Raw genomic sequence first — 19267 nt, 5'->3', positions numbered from 1 at the left:
TCCGCAAAGGTAATGTTTTTGCTCGAAATAAATAAGAAAATAACAATGCCCACTGTAAGGAGCTTACAATCGCAGTTATAAGCATCTTACAATGGGCATTCTAACATCTTTATAATGGGCATTCAAAGAAAGCCTCCTCCGAGACTTATCAATCCCTGCTTCTTCCCCCCAAGAATATCATTATATAATATAATAATGTAGCAAGCGAACCTAACGCGGCGACCACGTACGTATAAGCGGCGGAACGTAAAGCGTCCTCTGCCTTATCATGCGTATAAGCATTTGTTATACCGGCATTGCTCAACCACGCTAAAGCACGTTGGCTGGCATTGATCTCGACCGGAAGCGTGATAAAGCTAAATAGCGTAGTCGTAGCGAACAAGATTATACCGAATAACAATAGCTGAGGAAACGTATGCAATAATAACATACCACCCAGCAACACCCATGTCATGATATTAGAGGCGAAACTAACAACCGGAACCAAAGCCGAACGCATTCTCAACGGAGCGTAAGCGGTAGCATGCTGCACAGCGTGACCGCACTCATGGGCGGCAACCGCAGCGGCGGCGATACTATTGCTATAATAAACCGACTCACTCAAGTTCACCGTCTGGTTAGCGGGATTGTAATGGTCCGTCAGATGTCCGGGTGTAGAAATCACCTTTACATCATAGATACCATTGTCATGCAACATCTTCTCAGCGACATCTTTTCCTGTCATGCCATTCGGCATAGGGATTTTCGAATACTTCTCAAACTTGCCCTGAAGGCGGGATGACACCAGCCAACTCAATAGCGCAAATCCAATAAATATAATCCAATACATACTCATAAATTTCTATCTTATTTAGTTTTATAAAACAACGACAAAAAGTTTGCCAAAGACAAAAATGGCAGGAGACACCCCTTGAGGAATGTGGTCTTCTGCCATTTTGTACGATTTATAACGAGTTTATTCTTCTGTATATCTGACAATCGTCTGCTCACGATCCGGTCCTACGGAAACGATCTTCACAGGCACACCCAGTTCTTCCTCCAAGAAAGAAAGGTAAGCGTTGAACTCCTCCGGGAACTCGTCCTCGCTCTGCATCTTCGTCATGTCCGTCTTCCAACCCGGTAATTCCACGTATACAGGTTCGATCGTATCATCGATCTCATACGGGAACTCATTAATCTCGACACCATTCATCTTATAAGCCACGCAAGCCTTGATCGTATCGAAGGTATCCAACACATCACTCTTCATCATGATCAATTGGCTTACACCGTTGATCATCACGGCATATTTCAAGGCTACCAAATCAATCCAGCCACAACGACGTTTACGTCCCGTAACCGCACCGAACTCATGGCCTAATTGACCGATCTTATCTCCCACCTCATCAAACAACTCGGTCGGGAACGGACCGCTACCTACACGTGTACAATAAGCCTTGAAGATTCCATATACCTCACCGATATTCCGGGGAGAAACACCCAGTCCCGTACAACATCCGGCACAGATCGTGTTAGAGGAAGTCACGAATGGATAAGAACCGAAGTCTATATCCAGCATCGTACCTTGAGCGCCTTCCGCCAAGACCGACTTACCTTCCTTCAAATAGTTATTGATGACATGCTCGCTATCAATCAATTTGAATTGTTTGAGGTAGTTCAAGGCCTCCATCCATTGAGCCTCCATCTCGGTTATATCATATTCATAGTTCAATGAACGCAAGATCGCTTCATGTTTTGCTTTAGCGGCCGCATATTTCTCTTCGAAGTTATGCAATAAATCGCCCACACGAACACCGTTACGGCTAATCTTATCCGTATAAGTCGGGCCGATACCCTTTCCTGTCGTACCGATCTTTCCGGAACCTTTTGCGGCCTCATAAGCGGCATCCAAGATCCGGTGAGTAGGTAAAATTAGGTGAGCTTTCTTAGAGATATAAAGCTGCTTGGTGATATCGTGACCACTCGCTGCCAATGATTCCGCTTCCTGCTTGAACAATAACGGGTCCAGAACGACACCGTTACCGATTACGTTTATTTTTCCACCTTGGAAAATACCGGAAGGAATCGAACGTAACACATACTTTTCCCCGTTAAACTCCAATGTATGTCCGGCATTAGGGCCTCCTTGAAAACGAGTTACCACATCGTAATTCGGAGTCAGCACATCGACAACCTTGCCTTTGCCCTCGTCGCCCCATTGCAATCCTAACAAAACGTCTACTTTCATCTTTTCTATATTTATTATAGGCTATTAATATTCTTATTTAACTGACCTTTGCTGCTTAAACTTGCATTTACTGCACAGGCCATAAATGTACAAACAATAATACTCCGGCGTAAAACGAGAAACTTTCAAGTTTCTCATATCCGCTTTCAACGCACTGTTTCGCAGCTCCCGGATGGCCCCGCATCTCGTACAAACCAAATGCAAATGCGTATCGGCATAAATCCTCAACTCATATTGCACCGACTGGACGGTTATTTGATGACGCACCACCAAACCGGCATCAACCAGTACATCCAACGTATTATAGAGTGTTGCCTTACTGACATGGAAGTTGTCTTGCTCCAACCGATCCGAAAGCATACACACATCAAAATGACCGGGAAAAGCACATATTTCCTTGAATATAGTATATCTCTCCTCGGTTTTCCGCAGTTTCTTCTCCGTTAGATATTCGGTAAACAACGCACGTATTTCCGTATAAACTTTCGCTTCCATCTCCTAAAGACCGCACAAACGACAAAGTTAGCGCATTTATTTTAAACGCAAAGCCTTACCGATAATATTCAAACTCGAATTTTAATTCATTATAGATTTCTTGTAATTCCGGCGTGTTTCCCACAGCCTCCTGAAATTCCTTGAAACCGTCTAGGATCCTTTCCGCATTCCCCTCGGATTGACGCCCATAAAACTTCATGGCTTGAATAGACGCTTGTTTCTCTTTCAGCGTAGACTTAAAATCCTTAGTCTCCGCTAAGCTGCTTAAGGTTTCTACCAAAAAAGATCCTAAAACCACAGAAGACAAGCTACCACCTCGCTTGAAATTCTCGGTCCAAGTAAGAAAGGCGACCGTGCGAGCGAACTCATTTTTCTTATCAGCAACCAGATCTAACGTGAAGTCCTCCATATAAGGCAGATGAACGAACAAGTTCCGGCAACAATGCTCCGCGATCTCCAAATAAGGAATCTCCTTGACCCAACGTTTCGCTTCCTCCAAAGGCAACTTCTCGGCGGGTTGGAGAAAGGTCGCCAATATCTTAAACTCACGAATATCTTCTTTCCATAGAGCCGCCGCCAGTTCTCCATTCGGTTTATGCTTGCGGGCGATTTCTTTTATTTCGGGGTACGGAACCCCGAAATTTAACTTATATACGATACCTTTCTCACGCATACTCGTAGAAATCACCCCGTTCATCGCCAAACGAAGTTGCTTGCGGATCTCCCTTATCTCGTCTTGTAAACTTTCCATCTATTAATTATTATAAGTCGGCAAGAAAGAATAATCACGGCCATAACGAAGCATCTGATCTGTATAACCTTCCGTGTAGTCCAAGACAATATCAGTAACCTCACCGTTAGAGTTCTTTACCTCTTTCATCACAGGATTGACAAAACCTTTATAGGGAGCCAAGTTTAACTTAGCATAGCGCTCCAAGACCTCCGCATGCAGCTCCGGATCTACTTTCACGCCGTATCCTTCAACAAGATTCTTTCCGGCCGCATAGTCACCCTCACTCTTGATACGTTGAATCTCAGCAAGCAATGTCCCAAACAACTCACGTAACCTCGGATAGTCATTCACAACCACATAGGTCTTGCCATCCCGTTTTTTCAGTTCGATCACATTCGCTTCCTTCCCTTTCTCGTAAGCCCACTTAGCGATCAACTGGCGGTTACGCATATGCGCCTCTTCTACATTCTTGCCTAGCTCGATGCGAACCAACTGGGTCATCAAGCCATTCATTATATATTTATAGTATTCCGATTTATAAGCCTCGCCGTCCGGAAGCAATCCCAGCTCCACCAGCTTCGGATCTGCCAAATAATACAGGCCAAACAAATCCGCACGGGTTTCCTCCAGTGTAGAGCTATAGGCTTTCAGCGCATCCGGGTCCGTGTTTTCCAGCAATTTACCGGAACCATGTCCCAGACACTCATGTAAATCCGTATGTAGATTATCCGTTAAGAAACCGTACTGTTTCATACCGTTCCGCTCCACGTCACTCCATACAAACTCTTCGCTAAAGCCATTTCCCTGAGATGCCTTATCATAAGCCTCCGTGATATTCTCTATCGTAACAGACTTCGAGCCATGATCTCGACGAATCCAATCCGCATTTGGCAAATTGATACCGATCGGGGTAGCCGGATAGCAATCACCTCCCAACATAGATACCGTGATTACCTTAGCACTGACTCCTTTCACCTTCTCCTTCTTGAAACGCTTATCTACCGGAGAATGATCCTCAAACCATTGCGCATTATCACTGATGATTTTCGTACGCTTAGTCGCCTCCTTATTCGTAAAATTTACGGTAGACTCCCAGCTTGCTTTCATTCCTAACGGATCCCCATAAGTCTCGATAAAGCCATTCACGAAATCCACCTCCGAAGCTGTATCCTCTACCCAAAGGATCGAATAAGCATCGAACGTCTTCAAATCGCCCGTTTGATAATATTCGATCAATTTCCCAATGATCGCTTTCTGCGTATCATTCTCGGCGAAAGGCAAGGCTTGTCGCAATTGATCTACGATTTTTTCTATTGCGGCGGAATAAAGCCCTCCTACTTTCCAAACCTTTTCAACGACCGTACCGTTCTCTTTTACCAAACGGCTATTCAACCCGTAAGAAATCGGGGAAATGGTATCCTTTCCCATTTTCATTTGCGCATAGAAGTCCTCTACCTCTTTTTGACTGATGCCTCCCCCGTAATAATTATTAGAAGAAGCTTTGATCAGATCACCGTCACCGCTTTGTACGCTACGCTTTGGCATAACGCCCGGATCAAAGATTACCGGAGCGATCTCGATCATGAACTGATCCACGTTTTGATTCTCACGAAGAGGTAACTTCTTAGCGTCGATTTGGTGAATACAATCCATCAAGAACTCAGGAGAAAACCCCGGGGCAAACTTGTCCAACGCATAATGATGATGGATACCACTGGAGAACCACACCCGTTTCAAATAGGTTTCCAAAGCCTTGAATTGAGGGTCCTCCCGATCTCCCTTATAATTCGTATAAATAGCCTCCAATGTCCTGCGGATCGCCAGATTATAGCGTCCATTCTGATCGAAGAATATATCACGTCCCATCAAGGCCGCTTCGGAAAGATGATATAATAGTTGCTTTTGTCGCAAGGACAGGGATTCGAAACCCGGAACTTTATAACGAAGAATCTCCAGATCAGCGAACTGATCCACTACATAATTGAACTCCTTATCGGAATTTTGAGATGCCGTATCCGACTGTAGGCCTGTACAAGCCGTCATAACCATAGCTGTCATAAGCGATAACATTATTTCTTTCATACTTACTACGATTTGCTTTTCCTATAATATATTACATCTAAAGTACATAGTTTGAAGGCCCGCATTCCAATAAGGGCCAACCGCAAAGATAGAGAATATACAGTCAATATCAAAGGTTTGAGATTTTTTCTCTACTTTTGTAAGTTCAAAAGCAAAGACAAAAAAGAGAATGGAAATAGCGGCATTAGTTTCAGGAGGAGTAGACAGCTCTGTCGTAGTGCATCAACTCAAAGAGGCAGGATACGATCCGACCATCTTCTATATCCGTATCGGTATGGAAGACAAGGATGGCTATATCGATTGCCCGGCGGAAGAGGATATCGAGATCACCTCATATATCGCCCGCAAGTATGGATGCCGGTTCGAGATCGTCTCCTTACACGACGAGTATTGGGATCGGGTGGTAAGCTATACGATCGAATCTGTCAAACGCGGTCTTACCCCTAACCCGGATATGATGTGTAATAAATATATCAAGTTCGGTTGTTTCGAGGAAAAATGGGGCAAGGATTTCGATAAGATCGCTACCGGTCATTATGCCACGACCACGGAGATAGACGGCAAGATATGGCTTTCTACCGCCAAGGACCCGGTAAAAGATCAGACTGATTTCTTAGGGCAAATCACCCGCCTACAGATACAGAAACTCATGTTTCCGATCGGGCATTTAATGAAAAGTGAGGTACGTGCCATCGCCGAGGCCCAGAAATTGCCGAGCGCCAAGCGTAAGGATAGCCAAGGCATTTGCTTCTTAGGCAAGATTAACTATAACGACTTTATAGAGCGTTATTTAGGGAAACGCCCGGGAAAAATCGTGGAACTAGAGACGGGTAAGGTCTTGGGTAAACACAATGGATATTGGTTCCATACGATCGGCCAACGTAAGGGATTGGGATTAAGTGGCGGCCCTTGGTTCGTTATCCAAAAAGACATTAAACGAAATATCATTTATGTCTCCAACGGCTACGACCCGGAAACGCAATATGGTAAGGTGATCAATATGCAAGGCTTCGATTTCATCACGGAAGATCCATGGGGAGAATTTGAGGGTGAGAAAGAAATCACTTTCAAGATCCGTCATACCCCGGAATTTACGCATGGCTACATCCGTCGTATCGGAGATCTATATCGTGTAGAATCCGACGAAAAGATTCAAGGTATCGCTCCTGGCCAATACAGTGTAATCTACGACAAAGACCATCACTTATGTCTGGGCAGCGGCATGATTATTGATGAGACCAAGTAACACATATTCAGATTTATTCTAAATAAAAAACGGTCGCCTCCAAAAGGAAGCGACCGTTTTTATTTTTCTATCTTATTCTATTAAATAGCATATAAAGAGCTGATAGACTCACCACTACATACACGACGGATCGCCTCTGCAAACATGTCAGCAACAGATAACACCTTTACTTTCTCGCATTTCTTAGCGTAAGGAATAGAATCCGTAAAGATCATTTCCGTTAAAGCGGACTGATCTACACGAGTAGAAGCCGGATCAGACATCACAGCGTGGCTGGCGATAGCACGAACAGACTTCGCACCATTCTCCAACATCAAGTTCGCGGCTTTCGTAATTGTTCCGGCCGTATCCACCATGTCATCAACCAAAAGGACATCCAAGCCCGTCACATCACCGATAATACGCATCTCGGCCACCTCATTGGCACGCAAACGAGATTTGTGGCAAATGACCATCGGCAAGCCTAAATACTTAGAATAGCTGCTGGCACGTTTCGTACCACCAACATCCGGAGTTGCGATACACAAGTTATCCAAAGGTAAAGACGTCTTGATATAGTCCAAGAATACGGAAGAAGCATATAAGTGATCCACCGGAACATTGAAAAATCCTTGGATCTGATCCGCATGAAGGTCCATCGTAATCAAACGATTGATACCTGCCGTGCTCAACATATCAGCGATCAACTTAGCGCCAATAGAAACACGAGGCTTATCCTTTCTATCCTGACGAGCCCAACCGAAGTAAGGGACTACAGCAATGATTGAATGTGCGGAAGCACGTTTAGCCGCATCAATCATCAGAAGCAACTCCATCAGATTGTCTGAATTAGGGAATGTAGATTGTACTAAGAATACATCTCTACCGCGGATAGACTCTTCATAAGAAACAGAGAACTCACCATCGGCAAAGTGCTGGATATTCATCTGTCCCAGAGGACAACCTAAACTGTTGCAAATTTTCTCTGCAAGATACCGGGAGTTCGTTCCCGAAAACACCAAGAAAGGAGTTTGTGCACTCATTATTCCGAATATTTATCTTAAAGTGAATAGATTTGAATTGTGCCGCAAAAGTACAAAACTTATTTACAATAACCTCTTTATATTTGGAAAACTTTCTATATTTGCAACCGCAATGATGAAGTATTTACTCTATTTCTTCGTATTGGTAAGTGTATTTCTGACTTCGGGTTCTTCATCAACTCCCGAGAACCAACAGAAATACAAGGATATTTACACCATGTACTCTCCGAATGAAGACAAGACGGAATACAATATCCCCCAAACAGATATCGAACGATACGAAAAAAAGCTATACAACGGAAAACAAAGCTATAAGATGGAAGATGGCTATATCAAGGCTTCTTCACTATTCCGCAGCACCTCCACATCAAAAAACTCAAGGACAAACCTATCCTCATCCGCGGAAAGGATCGTACGGTTTATAAAAACTCAATATCCTAAAGAAAGACAAACATTCATTTCATTTTGTATAAATCCCCTTAAATTCTCCTATGGGTACTATATCTATACCCTAAGACGTATTCTCATTTAAACTCTCTTTCCCCCTTATTTCCATCAAAAAAGTAGAAGATAGCACTTTAATGTCTGCTTTCTCACTATTCTTATTTTCTAGATTTCTCAAAGGGAACAGAATAAACATCTATTTTGTTTTCTTATTGGGTTATATAGGATAGTTCTTATCAATTAATAATCAATCTAAAATGGAATTTTTATTAGACTTCATCTTACATATCGATCAGCATATGATCGAGATCGTACAAGAATATCATACTTGGGCCTACGCGATATTATTCCTAATCATTTTTTGTGAAACGGGATTGGTAGCCACCCCATTCTTGCCCGGGGATTCCCTCTTGTTCGTCGCCGGAGCGATAACAGCGTTACCCGGTATGCCTTTAGAGATAAATCTCTTAGCCTTGATATTATTCGTGGCGGCAGTATTGGGAGACTCCTGTAATTATATGATAGGTCATTTTTTCGGTCGTAAACTATTTAACAATCCCAACTCCAAGATATTCAAGAAAAGCCATTTGGACAAAACGCATGAGTTCTACAAAAAATATGGAGGCAAAACCATAATCATCGCCCGATTCGTACCGATTGTCCGTACTTTCGCTCCCTTTGTAGCCGGAATGGGTAAAATGCACTATTACTATTTCATGATCTACAACCTGATAGGCGGCGCTTTCTGGGTACTGCTTTTCTGCTATACGGGATACTTTTTCGGAGATCTTCCTTTCGTACAGCAGAACCTCAAGGTATTGATCATAGCAATTATATTCATATCCATACTTCCTGCCGTAATAGAGGTAGTACGGGCAAAACTAAAAGCACGGAAACAGAGATAAAGTTCCGCCAAACGTATCACCATCTATAACCCACGCCCCATCTCTGATAGTGGAGTACCACGCATACGATTACAGGGGCTATTATCGGAGTTGGTACGACCAAACGTCTTTCAGCCGTTCGTTGGGGAGTAACTCAAAGCTTGATGACCGCATGGGTTCTTACGATCCCGGTAAGTGGGCTTTTAGCGGCTGGCATTTATTATATGGCTTCCCTTCTTTTCATTTAAATCAAAGAAAAAAGTCATCTAGCTTCATCGGGCAAGTATGTTAAGTTACTTTGCCATTTCACTTAAGTTACTTGCCCGATGAAGCTAGATGTCCCGTATCAACCACCTAACTCCACCAACGAATTATCTATACAGCACACCTAAACTTTTCAAGAAAGCTCTTATTTATGGAGAAAAGAGAACTTTAGCATCTTACCGGAATAAGCAGGGAGTTTCACTTGATAAGGATAAGCGTCTGTTAGCGTACTGATAGTCGTTTCCCCGGTTAACAAGTCGGTCAATTCAGCCGGTTTGTTATCCTCAAAATCAAGAGCCTTGAATGCCTCGACCGGGATATTTACCCATACACATTGGTCGGCACGGTCGAAATTCACGACAACCAGAAGTACCTCGTTCTTCCATTTGCGCAAGAACGCATACTGACGGTTCGGATTGAAATAAGGATTACCGGAGTTCGCGTACATCAAATCATAAAACGCTCCCTCGACAATAACCGGCTCGGATCGTACCACATTCAATAACTTAGCGTACATCTCACGCAACGAGCGTTCTGCCGGCGTTAATTTAGCCCCATCAAAGAGTCCATTATTATTCCAGTTTCGCAAACTCTCGACGCTCCAATAATCGAAGATGGTCGTACGGCCATCACGTCCACTGAAACCTTCCGCGTCCATTCCTCTTTCGCCAAGTTCCTGACCACTATAGATCATAACCGGATTCGTATTCATGGCAGCGGAGACAATCATGCCCGGAATACCCGGACGAGCATCCCCCGCAAAAAAATCAGAAGCGACACGCTGTTCATCGTGATTCTCCAAGAAATTCAACATATTTTTCTGGATTCCCTCCAACGATTGCCAACAATGCGATATATTACTAGCCGGAGCCTGTCCGCACATCACCGCACGAACCGTATCATAAAGACCAACCTTGTCATACAAATAATCAAAGTGTCCCGTATAAATATAATTCCTATACTCATCCGGATTATACACCTCCGCTATAAAGATCACATCACGCACCTTCTTCACCTGAGGAATCACCCAGTTCCAAAACTCTACCGGGACCATCTCAGCCATATCACAACGAAAACCATCCACCCCCTTATCAGCCCAGAACAACAAGATCTCCAACATTTTCTCCCACGTATTGGGAATGGTATTGAAATGGCAAGCACCACCGTGCATATAATCCACGCCGTAGTTCAGCTTCACCGTTTCATACCAATCGTTCTGGCTTGGATAGGCATCGAAATGATTGTTACCGGTCACCTTCGCCGGAAACTCACTATAGGCAAAATCCTCCTCACGCTGCGGATCAAAACGAAGCGTCAAGGTCTGTCCCGGAAGATAATAAAAGTTATTATTCACATCAAAAGCCTTGGACACATTATCCGTTTGACCTAAGTCCTCCACGAAAGGTTCCCGTGCGTCCGAGAAATATTGACGTGCCACATGGTTGGGTACAAAATCGATAATAACCTTCATCCCAGCCTCATGCGTACGTTTCACCAAATCCTCGAACTCACTCATACGGTTCTGGATATTATCCGCCAAATCCGGATCTATATCATAGTAATCTTTTATAGCATATGGAGATCCGGCCTTACCTTTTACTACGGCAGAATGGTCTTTCCGGATGCCAAACATGGTGTAATCGGTTTTTGTAGCGTGCTCTATCACCCCTGTATACCATACATGAGTAACACCTAGTTCTTTGATTTTGGATAAAGCCAAAGGAGTAAAAGCCGAAAACTTACCCACTCCATTCTCGGCTAAACTACCATTCATTACAGGAGATGGTCGCAGATTCCCAAACCAACGCGGGAATACCTGATAAATTACCATCTTGTTTTTTTGTTCCATTGCGTTCATCTATATATAAAGTTTTTGTGGGAAAGCGCTTTGTCCAGACAGACGATTTGTCACGGCATCAGGCCTTTCTTTCTTGCCGCGATCGCTTTCACCAAGGTTTCATATTTATTCTCATCCAACACTTTCTCAAAGCAACGGGCGGCGGCGGAATAGCCAATATTACAAATCACGTCTACATTCTCAAGATCGAATGTCTTATATAAGCCAAACTCCTCCGCCTCTATTAAGACATCACACATCTCTCGATCCTCCAGCGTATTTGCCCGGAACATATAATGATAAGAGCGCTCGGCGATATGGAATATGGTCTGCTTATATTTTTGCGGGATCAACGGGCTTACGTTCACCCCGATAATACGCTCACATTCCTCACGGATGATGGAGACCGGAAAGTTGTGAAATAATCCTCCATCCACATAATGAACGCCATTGATGACTACAGGACTGAAAATAATCGGGATACTACAAGAAGCTGTCACCGCCTCAACAATAGGACCACTCCTAAATTCATGGCTTTCGCCATTATCCAAATCAGTCGCGACAATCACCATCGGAATCTGCAAGTCCTCGATGTTCTTGGTCCGCAAGTGTCGCCTCAAGAAATAACGAAAGCGCTTACTATCGAACAAACCCGCCTTAGGAATCTGCAACTGGGCGAATTCCGAGAACTCACGTCCGGTAAAAAGCTCTTGGATCTCCGCCGCCGAATAGCCATCGGCAAACAAAGTGCCCATTAAGGATCCGACACTGGTACCGGCTATGATATCCGGCTTCAGCCCGCATTCCTCCATCATCCGGAATACTCCGATATGCGCAAAACCTTTCGCTCCGCCTCCGCTAAGCGCCAAGCCCAACCTATAGGGTTTATGGTTTGTCTCTTCTGCCATTTATTTCTTGTCTCTTAATCTGGTAACAAATATGCTGTTTTTTTTAATTAGAAACATTATTATTAGGGAAAAAGTTTCCATCCTCTTTTATTTTTGCTACATTTACACGGAAAGCAAAGGTGTTGTCACATTGTTTTCTTAAGTATAACATTAAATCTACCATGTTATGATTACGAGTATTTTCTGGATTATTCCGTTAGCGTCTGTCCTAGCGCTAGCATTTGCCTGGTTCTTCTTCAGGCAAATGATGAAAGAGAGTGAAGGAACTGAGTTGATGAAAAAGATCGCCTCCTTTGTGCGTGAAGGGGCGATGTCGTATCTGAAACAGCAATACAAAGTAGTCGCCTCGGTTTTCGTTGTCCTAGTAATCTTATTCTCTATTATGGCCTATGGCTTCCATGTGCAAAACGAATGGGTCCCGATCGCCTTCCTGACAGGAGGTTTCTTTTCCGGATTAGCGGGTTTCTTAGGCATGAAGACAGCGACTTATGCCTCGGCCCGTACGGCGAACGCAGCCCGCACTTCCTTGAACAAAGGCTTACAAGTCGCTTTTCGAAGCGGGGCGGTCATGGGCTTAGTCGTTGTAGGACTTGGATTGCTGGATATCTCATTCTGGTATATCCTGTTAAATGCTTTCATCCCAGACGAGGCTTTGGACCCGACCCATAAACTCACCATTATCACGACAACCATGCTTACATTCGGAATGGGTGCCTCCACGCAAGCCTTGTTCGCACGTGTGGGAGGAGGAATCTATACGAAAGCCGCCGATGTCGGAGCGGATTTAGTAGGTAAAGTTGAGGCTGGGATCCCGGAGGATGATCCTCGTAACCCGGCGACAATCGCCGATAACGTAGGCGACAATGTAGGTGACGTCGCCGGTATGGGAGCCGACCTATATGAATCTTATTGCGGTTCCATCCTAGCGACCGCCGCATTGGGAGCCGCCGCGTTCGTTTCTTCCGGAAGCGTAGAATTACAATATAAGGCGGTTGTCGCCCCAATGCTTATCGCTGCTGTCGGTATCATTTTATCTATTATTGGTATTTTCGCCGTCCGTACGAATGAGAACGCGACGATCAAGCAACTATTGAAAGCCTTAGCCATAGGAACGAACTTGAGTTCCGTATTGATCGCTATCTCCACGTTCGGGATTCTTTATGTATTAGGCATGGAGAATTGGTTCTGGATCGGTTGTTCCGTGATCGTAGGTCTGCTAGTCGGAATCGTGATCGGGCAGGCGACGGAATATTATACCTCCCAATCCTATAAACCGACCCGGCTCGTCTCCGAAGCGGGACTGACTGGACCGGCAACGGTTATTATCTCCGGTCTCGGACTGGGGATGCTCTCTACGGCCATCCCGGTACTTGCCGTCGTGGTCGGTATTATTTGTTCCTTCTTGTTCGCCTCCGGATTCGACTTCACGAACGTGGGCATGGGATTATACGGAATCGGTATAGCTGCCGTAGGTATGCTATCGACCTTAGGTATTACGTTGGCTACAGACGCTTACGGTCCCATAGCGGATAATGCCGGAGGCAACGCCGAGATGTGTAACCTAGGGAAAGAAGTCCGCAAGCGTACAGACGCATTGGATTCATTAGGAAATACGACTGCCGCTACAGGTAAAGGTTTCGCTATCGGTTCCGCCGCGTTAACCGGCTTGGCTCTGTTGGCCTCTTATGTAGAAGAGATCAAGATCGGTTTGCTCCGTTTAGGAGAGACCGTCCTGAACTTTACCGATGGCAGGAGTATCGAAATATCTAAAGCCTCATTCTCGGACTTTATGGTATATTATGATGTTACCTTAATGAATCCTAAGGTTTTAGCCGGAATGTTCCTAGGTTCCATGATGGCATTCATGTTCTGTGGCCTTACGATGAATGCTGTAGGGCGTGCGGCCGGGCACATGGTGGAAGAAGTTCGCCGTCAGTTCAAGGAAATCAAGGGTATTCTGACTGGAGAGGCACAACCGGATTATGCCCGTTGCGTTGAGATCTCGACGAAAGGAGCGCAACACGAAATGGTACTTCCCTCCGTTTTAGCTATTATCGCCCCCATCTTAACCGGACTCATATTTGGTGTGACGGGTGTTGTCGGATTATTGATCGGTGGATTAAGCACGGGCTTCGTATTAGCCGTATTCATGGCGAACGCCGGAGGAGCATGGGATAACGCGAAGAAATTCATCGAGGAAGGAAACCACGGCGGCAAGGGTAGCGAGGCGCATAAGGCAACCGTTGTCGGCGATACGGTTGGCGATCCGTTCAAAGACACTTCCGGCCCGAGTTTGAATATCCTTATCAAGCTGATGAGCATGGTAGCGATCGTGATGGCGGGATTGACGGTGGCTTGGAGTTTGTTTTAATAGTTGACCGTTAGTAGTTGGCAATTGACAGTTAGAGAAGTAAATTGACAAATTAATAGAGAAAACTAAATAATTGTCAATTGCCAACTGTCAATTGTCAACTGTTTTGTATTTTTGCGTCGTAAAAACATAAAACAATTCAACAATGTCAATCTCACGCTTTAATGCTGTGGAGAAGGCATCCAACCGAAAGGCCGTGGAAGCCGTTACTCCCGAACACAAAGTATCTGAGTACTATGGCGAGAATGTCTTCAACCGGAAGGCGATGCAAAAATATCTCTCCAAGGAAACGTACAAAGCCTTGACCCACGCCATTGACAATGGCACACCTATCGACCGGGAAATCGCCAATCATGTGGCAGCCGGCATGCGTATGTGGGCACTGGAAAAAGGAGTCACTCATTACACCCACTGGTTTCAACCGCTTACCGATGGCACCGCCGAGAAGCACGACGCTTTTGTAGAACACGATGGCAACGGCGGCATGATCGAGGAGTTCAGCGGCAAGTTGCTCGTCCAGCAAGAACCGGACGCTTCCAGTTTCCCGAACGGTGGACTTCGCAATACCTTCGAGGCCCGCGGCTACTCCGCTTGGGACCCTTCCTCTCCCGCTTTTATCGTAGATGACACACTTTGTATCCCAACCGTATTTATCGCTTATACCGGTGAAGCGCTGGATTATAAGACCCCGCTGATCCGCTCTATCGAAGTATTGGGAGAGGCCGCCAAGGACGTATATCGGTATTTCGATGAGGATGTCAATAAGATAATTACTTACCTTGGTTGGGAACAGGAATATTTCCTTGTTGACGAGGACTTGTATTCCGCTCGTCCGGATCTCTCACTGACCGAGCGTACCTTGCTAGGACATGAGAGCGCAAAGAACCAACAATTAGACGACCATTATTTTGGCGCTATCCCCTCTCGTGTACAAGAATTCATGAAAGACTTGGAAACCGAATGCTATAAACTAGGTATCCCGGTAAAGACCCGCCATAACGAAGTAGCCCCCAACCAGTTCGAGCTAGCTCCTATTTACGAGGAATGTAACCTAGCCAACGACCATAACCAATTATTGATGTCGGTCATGAAACGTGTCTCCCGCCGTCATAATTTCCGTGTATTATTGCACGAGAAGCCATTTAACGGGGTAAACGGTTCCGGTAAACACTGTAACTGGTCTATGGGAACAGACAAGGGTGTAAACTTATTCTCTCCGGGTAAAGACCGTGAGGACAACCTACGCTTCATCACTTTCGTGGTAAACACCATCATGGCCGTTTATAAATACAACGCTTTATTAAAAGCGAGTATCGCTTCCGCCACGAACGCACACCGCCTAGGCGCGAACGAGGCACCTCCCGCTATCATCTCCACTTTCCTCGGAACGCAAATCAGTGATATCTTGGATAAGTTCGAGAATAGCTCTATCGAGGACGCTATCGAGGTAGACGATAAAAAGGGCTTGCATCTTGGCTTCGGGCAGATCCCCGAACTGCTGTTGGACAATACGGATCGTAACCGTACCTCTCCTTTCGCCTTCACCGGAAACCGTTTTGAGTTCCGTGCCCCGGGCTCTTCCGTGAACTGCGGATCGGCCATGTTAGCGTTGAACTCCGCCGTAGCCTATCAATTGCAACAATTCAAGAAGGACGTAGAGGCTTTGCAAGCGGAAGGAAAAAGCAAGGAAGTAGCGATCTTCAAGGTGCTGAAAGCCTATATCAAGGAATCTAAGCCGATCCGCTTCGATGGAAACGGTTATTCGGACGAATGGAAAGAGGAAGCTGCCAAGCGAGGTCTGGATTGCCAAAACAGTGTTCCCTTGCAATATGACGCTTATCTTAAACCGGAGTCGATCGAGATGTTCACGTCTACCGGCGTACTTACCCAGAAAGAATTGGAAGCGCGTAATGAGGTAAAATGGGAAGTCTATATCAAAAAGGTACAGATCGAGGCTCGGGTATTAGGGGATTTATCCTTGAACCATATCATCCCGGTAGCCGTTCGCTACCAGAGCGTATTGCTGGATAATATAGCGAAGTTGAAAGAGACATTCGGCGATGACCCGGAATTCCGCGATATGTCGGAAGAACCCCGTCGCTTGGTTCGTAAGATAGCCGGACATATCTGTGCCGTGACCAAGAAAGTGGATGAGATGGTAGAGGCCCGCAAGAAAGCGAACCGCTTGACCGATATGCGGGAAAAGGCGATCGCTTACCACGACTCGGTAGCCCCTTATTTGGATGAGATCCGTGACCATATCGATGATCTGGAACTGATGGTGGACAACCAGATGTGGCCGTTGCCGAAGTATAGGGAACTCCTGTTTATCCGATAAAAAACACCAATACTGGCGTTGCCTTGCGCCAGTATCGGCATAGCCTCACACTGATATAGGCGCAGCCTTATACCGATACTGGCATAAGGCTACGCCTATACTCCCGTTTACCACTTCACATAAGAAGCATTCATCAAGAAGTCATAATCATGTTTCATCGCTTGCAGCGGTGTCATATTATAACGCTCTTGCTCAATGAAGTAATCCTCTAATCCGGCTTTCTCCGCCACAGCGAATAAGGATTTGAAGTCTACGATTCCGGCGCCCATCTCCGTGCTGCCCTTTCCATCCGCGTTCGCATCTTTCAAGTGCCAGTTGGCGAAACGACCGGGATAACGGTTCACGTAATCATGACATTTAAAACCGCCATACACTAATTGAGCCGTATCGATCTGGAAAGTAACCAGCCCTTTGTCCGTATTCTCGATCATCACGTCGAACGGGATCTTCCCTTCCAGCTCATGGAATTCATCCACATGGTTATGGAAAGCGAAACGCAACCCATTCGCCTTCGCGATCTCACCACATTTATTAAATTGATCCGCTAAACGCTTCACGTCCGAAAGGCTCTTGATATCTTTGGAGGGATAACCCGCCTGAACAATCCATTTACAGCCTACCTCTGCCGTATCGGCGGCATTCTTTTTCCAGAAGTCCCATCCCTTGGTATCACCCTCCGCCAGCAAACCGCTTCCGGTATGGGAACCTACCATACGGGCACCCAGATCCGCCAGATATTTCTTCATCTCGGCCGGGGATTTCCCGTAGAATTTGCCATCCCGGTAACCGGCGGCTTCCATCCGTTTATAACCGATATCCACCAAAGCCTTCATCGTACCGTCAAAATCCGTCTTCAAGTCGTCCCGGACACTATACAACTGTACACCTATTGCTTTCTCTTTTTTAGCCAAGATAGAGGCAAAGCCATTCGGTACTACACTCAGTGCAGCCACAGCGGCACCCGCTTTCAAAAAATTCCGTCTCGTTATCATCATACTATTCTTTAAGATTAACGTCGCTAAAGGTAGCAAAATTATTTCTACTTTCGCGCACATTTAAACAAACGATCATGCAAGGAACAAAAAATCTGACCGAAGGGGTCATCTCCCGGCAACTATTCAATCTGGCGATGCCGATCATGGGTACCTCATTTATCCAAATGGCCTATAGCATCACCGACATGGCTTGGGTAGGCCGATTGGGAAGCGAGGCCGTAGCCGCTATCGGCGCCGTTGGTATCCTTACTTGGATGACGAACTCGATCTCTTACTTGAATAAAGTAGGCTCGGAGGTGAGTGTCGGGCAAAGTATCGGGGCGCAAAACGTGGAAGATGCCCGAGGATTCGCTTCCCATAACCTAACGATCGCCTTGATCCTCTCGCTTTGTTGGGGATTCTTGCTATTCGTCCTCGCTCATCCGATTATCGGCTTCTACAAACTGGAGGAACCGATCGCGTTGAACGCCGTGGAATATTTGAGAATCGTCGCTTCCGCATTCCCATTTATCTTCCTCTCGGCGGCGTTTACCGGGATTCATAATGCGGCGGGATTGAGTAAGATTCCATTTTATATCAGCGGAACAGGTCTTTTACTGAATATGGTGCTAGATCCTTTATTTATACTCGGCTTCCATTTGGGCACGGCGGGCGCGGCTTGGGCTACGTGGATCTCCCAAGCGGTGGTTTGCGGACTATTCGTCTATCAGCTAAAATGCCGCAATAAATTGTTCGGGGGATTCCCTTTCTTTGTCCGTTTAAAGGAACGCTACACCAAGCGGATCTTCCAATTGGGCCTGCCGGTAGCGTTATTAAATACATTCTTCGCGATCATCAATCTTTTTATGGCTCGTACAGCTTCCACCTACGGAGGGCATATCGGTTTGATGACGCTTACGGCAGGCGGACAAATGGAGGCGATCGCATGGAACACCTCACAAGGCTTCAGTACGGCCCTCTCCGCTTTCACCGCCCAGAACTACGCCGCACGCAAGAAAGAACGTATCTTGACCGCTTATCATACGACGCTTAAAATGACTTCTATCATCGGTGTACTCTGCACGTTGTTATTCGTCTTTTACGGTAGCGAGGTCTTCTCGCTGATCGTGCCGGAGCAAGCCGCTTATGAGGCCGGTGGTATATTTCTCCGGATCGACGGATATTCGATGATCTTCATGATGCTGGAGATTACCACGCAAGGCATGTTCTACGGTACCGGCCGAACGGTTCCGCCGGCGATCATCAGCATTTCGTGTAACACCTTACGCATACCTTTGGCCATCGGGCTAGCGGCAGCGGGACTGGGTATTACGGGTGTTTGGTGGGCGATCAGCCTTTCCAGCATGCTAAAAGGTGTCGTCGCTTTCATTTGGTTCAGTATCTTACAGAAGAAGATCTTGTAAGCGGAACAATTCTTACCG

General features: G+C 45.7%; 14 protein-coding genes and 1 pseudogene. 6 read left to right on the top strand and 9 right to left on the bottom strand.

Translation table 11 applies throughout. The annotated features are described in order from the left end of the window. Positions 1–148 precede the first annotated feature (148 nt). From DW033_RS18005 to DW033_RS17985, 5 genes are all read right to left on the bottom strand, one after another. Entirely contained in the window at positions 149–835 is a 687-nt protein-coding gene (locus DW033_RS18005; protein ID WP_005868492.1) for a zinc metallopeptidase, read from the bottom strand. Between the two features lie 120 nt (positions 836–955). Beyond that, positions 956–2227, bottom strand: coding sequence for an adenylosuccinate synthase (locus tag DW033_RS18000; protein WP_122383000.1), 1272 nt, complete (start codon positions 2225–2227; stop codon positions 956–958). Positions 2228–2260: 33 nt separating this feature from the next. Then, positions 2261–2722: a Fur family transcriptional regulator gene (locus DW033_RS17995; RefSeq protein WP_048928169.1), complete on the bottom strand. Its 462-nt coding sequence runs from the start codon at positions 2720–2722 to the stop codon at positions 2261–2263. Positions 2723–2777: 55 nt separating this feature from the next. After that, on the bottom strand, positions 2778–3473 hold the full coding sequence (locus tag DW033_RS17990) for a DNA alkylation repair protein (protein WP_048928168.1): 696 nt from the start codon (positions 3471–3473) through the stop codon (positions 2778–2780). Between the two features lie 3 nt (positions 3474–3476). Then, positions 3477–5537, bottom strand: coding sequence for a dihydrofolate reductase (locus tag DW033_RS17985; RefSeq protein WP_199712375.1), 2061 nt, complete (start codon positions 5535–5537; stop codon positions 3477–3479). A gap of 169 nt (positions 5538–5706) precedes the next feature. On the opposite strand from DW033_RS17985, the gene mnmA reads away from it, so the two are divergent. Then, positions 5707–6783 (top strand): tRNA 2-thiouridine(34) synthase MnmA, encoded by a 1077-nt coding sequence (gene mnmA / locus DW033_RS17980; RefSeq protein ID WP_005868490.1) that lies wholly within the window; start codon positions 5707–5709, stop codon positions 6781–6783. Between the two features lie 80 nt (positions 6784–6863). Here the strand turns inward: mnmA and DW033_RS17975 are convergent, their stop codons facing one another. Continuing rightward, positions 6864–7805 carry a ribose-phosphate pyrophosphokinase gene (locus tag DW033_RS17975; RefSeq protein WP_008772599.1) on the bottom strand — a complete coding sequence of 314 codons (942 nt, stop codon included), beginning with the start codon at positions 7803–7805 and terminating at the stop codon, positions 6864–6866. 701 nt (positions 7806–8506) lie between these two features. Between DW033_RS17975 and DW033_RS17965 the strand changes: the two genes are divergently transcribed. Both DW033_RS17965 and DW033_RS17960 read left to right on the top strand, forming a co-directional pair. Further along, positions 8507–9154 carry a DedA family protein gene (locus DW033_RS17965; RefSeq protein WP_122382998.1) on the top strand — a complete coding sequence of 216 codons (648 nt, stop codon included), beginning with the start codon at positions 8507–8509 and terminating at the stop codon, positions 9152–9154. 53 nt (positions 9155–9207) lie between these two features. Then, positions 9208–9381: pseudogene (locus DW033_RS17960) on the top strand (inorganic phosphate transporter); the annotation flags it as partial. 161 nt (positions 9382–9542) lie between these two features. Here DW033_RS17960 and DW033_RS17955 read toward each other — a convergent pair. After that, complete coding sequence (locus tag DW033_RS17955; protein WP_008777935.1) at positions 9543–11246, bottom strand: alpha-amylase family glycosyl hydrolase; 1704 nt, start codon at positions 11244–11246, stop codon at positions 9543–9545. Positions 11247–11305: 59 nt separating this feature from the next. Further along, a complete protein-coding gene (locus tag DW033_RS17950) occupies positions 11306–12142 on the bottom strand; it encodes a patatin-like phospholipase family protein (RefSeq protein WP_005868483.1) in 837 nt (278 codons plus the stop codon). Between the two features lie 166 nt (positions 12143–12308). On the opposite strand from DW033_RS17950, the gene DW033_RS17945 reads away from it, so the two are divergent. Further along, on the top strand, positions 12309–14513 hold the full coding sequence (locus DW033_RS17945) for a sodium-translocating pyrophosphatase (RefSeq protein ID WP_057327919.1): 2205 nt from the start codon (positions 12309–12311) through the stop codon (positions 14511–14513). Between the two features lie 145 nt (positions 14514–14658). Next, complete coding sequence (locus DW033_RS17940) at positions 14659–16851, top strand: glutamine synthetase III (protein ID WP_005868480.1); 2193 nt, start codon at positions 14659–14661, stop codon at positions 16849–16851. A 107-nt stretch (positions 16852–16958) separates the two neighbouring features. Here the strand turns inward: DW033_RS17940 and DW033_RS17935 are convergent, their stop codons facing one another. Continuing rightward, entirely contained in the window at positions 16959–17846 is an 888-nt protein-coding gene (locus DW033_RS17935) for a TIM barrel protein (protein ID WP_008772604.1), read from the bottom strand. A gap of 74 nt (positions 17847–17920) precedes the next feature. Here DW033_RS17935 and DW033_RS17930 point away from each other — a divergent pair, with 74 nt between their 5' ends. Further along, complete coding sequence (locus DW033_RS17930) at positions 17921–19249, top strand: MATE family efflux transporter (RefSeq protein ID WP_005868477.1); 1329 nt, start codon at positions 17921–17923, stop codon at positions 19247–19249. Positions 19250–19267: the final 18 nt, after the last annotated feature.

This window comes from Parabacteroides sp. AF39-10AC (assembly GCF_003635405.1).
Taxonomy (GTDB): domain Bacteria; phylum Bacteroidota; class Bacteroidia; order Bacteroidales; family Tannerellaceae; genus Parabacteroides; species Parabacteroides distasonis.
This window is presented reverse-complemented; position numbering and strand designations above follow the sequence as displayed.

Bases quoted from the DNA above. Each gene is read 5' to 3' on its own strand.
- DW033_RS18005 (WP_005868492.1), bottom strand. From the start codon at position 835: ATGAGTATGTATTGGATTATATTTATTGGATTTGCGCTATTGAGTTGG.
- DW033_RS18000 (WP_122383000.1), bottom strand. From the start codon at position 2,227: ATGAAAGTAGACGTTTTGTTAGGATTGCAATGGGGCGACGAGGGCAAA.
- DW033_RS17995 (WP_048928169.1), bottom strand. From the start codon at position 2,722: ATGGAAGCGAAAGTTTATACGGAAATACGTGCGTTGTTTACCGAATAT.
- DW033_RS17990 (WP_048928168.1), bottom strand. From the start codon at position 3,473: ATGGAAAGTTTACAAGACGAGATAAGGGAGATCCGCAAGCAACTTCGT.
- DW033_RS17985 (WP_199712375.1), bottom strand. From the start codon at position 5,537: ATGAAAGAAATAATGTTATCGCTTATGACAGCTATGGTTATGACGGCT.
- mnmA (WP_005868490.1), top strand. From the start codon at position 5,707: ATGGAAATAGCGGCATTAGTTTCAGGAGGAGTAGACAGCTCTGTCGTA.
- DW033_RS17975 (WP_008772599.1), bottom strand. From the start codon at position 7,805: ATGAGTGCACAAACTCCTTTCTTGGTGTTTTCGGGAACGAACTCCCGG.
- DW033_RS17965 (WP_122382998.1), top strand. From the start codon at position 8,507: ATGGAATTTTTATTAGACTTCATCTTACATATCGATCAGCATATGATC.
- DW033_RS17955 (WP_008777935.1), bottom strand. From the start codon at position 11,246: ATGGAACAAAAAAACAAGATGGTAATTTATCAGGTATTCCCGCGTTGG.
- DW033_RS17950 (WP_005868483.1), bottom strand. From the start codon at position 12,142: ATGGCAGAAGAGACAAACCATAAACCCTATAGGTTGGGCTTGGCGCTT.
- DW033_RS17945 (WP_057327919.1), top strand. From the start codon at position 12,309: ATGATTACGAGTATTTTCTGGATTATTCCGTTAGCGTCTGTCCTAGCG.
- DW033_RS17940 (WP_005868480.1), top strand. From the start codon at position 14,659: ATGTCAATCTCACGCTTTAATGCTGTGGAGAAGGCATCCAACCGAAAG.
- DW033_RS17935 (WP_008772604.1), bottom strand. From the start codon at position 17,846: ATGATGATAACGAGACGGAATTTTTTGAAAGCGGGTGCCGCTGTGGCT.
- DW033_RS17930 (WP_005868477.1), top strand. From the start codon at position 17,921: ATGCAAGGAACAAAAAATCTGACCGAAGGGGTCATCTCCCGGCAACTA.